The 1,438-nt window shown below is 54.9% G+C and carries 1 rRNA gene; it reads right to left on the minus strand.

Going from position 1 to position 1,438, the window contains the following annotated elements:
- Positions 1–1,438, minus strand: a 23S ribosomal RNA gene (locus BUB44_RS14855); the annotation flags it as partial.

A 1,438-nucleotide genomic window follows, 5' to 3' on the forward strand; every position in this document is an offset into this window, starting at 1 on the left:
GCTGGCGCCCCGGCTTCCATGCCTCCCACCTATCCTGTACATGCAATACCGAAGTCCAATGTCAGGCTGCAGTAAAGCTCCACGGGGTCTTTCTGTCCCGTCGCAGGTAACCCGCATCTTCACGGGTACTACAAGTTCGCCGAGCCCCTCGTCGAGACAGCGCCCAAGTCGTTACGCCTTTCGTGCGGGTCGGAACTTACCCGACAAGGAATTTCGCTACCTTAGGACCGTTATAGTTACGGCCGCCGTTTACTGGGGCTTCGGTTCAGAGCTTCTCCAGCTTCCGCCAGATAACCCTTCCCCTTAACCTTCCAGCACCGGGCAGGCGTCAGCCCCTATACTTCATCTTTCGATTTGGCAGGGACCTGTGTTTTTGGTAAACAGTCGCTTGGGCCTCTTCTCTGCGGCCCCCTCGCGCTCCAGTAGTTTATACCTTCACGCTACCGGGGCACCCCTTCTCCCGAAGTTACGGGGTCATTTTGCCGAGTTCCTTAACGAGGGTTCTCTCGCGCGCCTGAGGATCCTCTCCTCGCCTACCTGTGTCGGTTTGCGGTACGGGCACCGGCATTCCTCGTTAGAGGTTTTTCTTGGCAGTATGGGCTCAGCCACTTCGGTACTCCAATTTCCCTCCCCATCACCTCTCGGGCTTTCCGTGAGACGGATTTGCCTGCCTCACACCCTACCGGCTTGGACGCGCTTTTCCACCCGCGCGCTTGGCCTACCCTCCTGCGTCACCCCTTCCTCAAGCGGCCTGCCGGTGGCATCGGATTCTCAACCGATTCCCCATCACCTACGCCTTCCGGCCTCGGCTTAGGCCCCGGCTTACCCTGGGCGGACGAGCCTTCCCCAGGAAACCTCAGGCTTTCGGCGGGCAGGATTCTCACCTGCCTTTTCGCTTACTTATACCGGCATTCTCACTTCTCACCAGTCCACCACACTTCTCAGTGTGACTTCTGCCCGGTGAGAACGCTCCCCTACCGCCTCGGAAGTCGGTCGTCGGATGTCAGATGTCGGATTTCTTCTTGGCCCATGTTTCTTTAAGACGATAAATTTGTTTACCTAGAATTTCATATTCCTGGCTTAACCTTGAATGTTGTTCTCGCGTTATATAACCAAGATCTGCTACTATGTCAATTAGTACTCTCGTTTCATTACATGAGCCCAAGGCATTCCTTAGAAAGTGCTTAAATTCGGCCGATGAGTCCTTACGACCATACCCCTCTACGATATTTAACACGATGGATATGGCAGCTCGCCGAACCTGACTTCCTAATTCATGCCTTTCTATACCAGGGAAAGTTTGTGTAACCCTGTGCATTTCCAAGGCAAGCCTGTAGGACCGTCTATACACTTCCAGGTCCTGATAGCCTTGAATCATACCTTCCCCTCCGACTTCTGACCTCTGACGACCGACTTCCGAAACCCGCGGCTTCGGTGC

The sequence above is a fragment of the Desulfofundulus australicus DSM 11792 genome, assembly GCF_900129285.1.
Taxonomy (GTDB): domain Bacteria; phylum Bacillota; class Desulfotomaculia; order Desulfotomaculales; family Desulfovirgulaceae; genus Desulfofundulus; species Desulfofundulus australicus.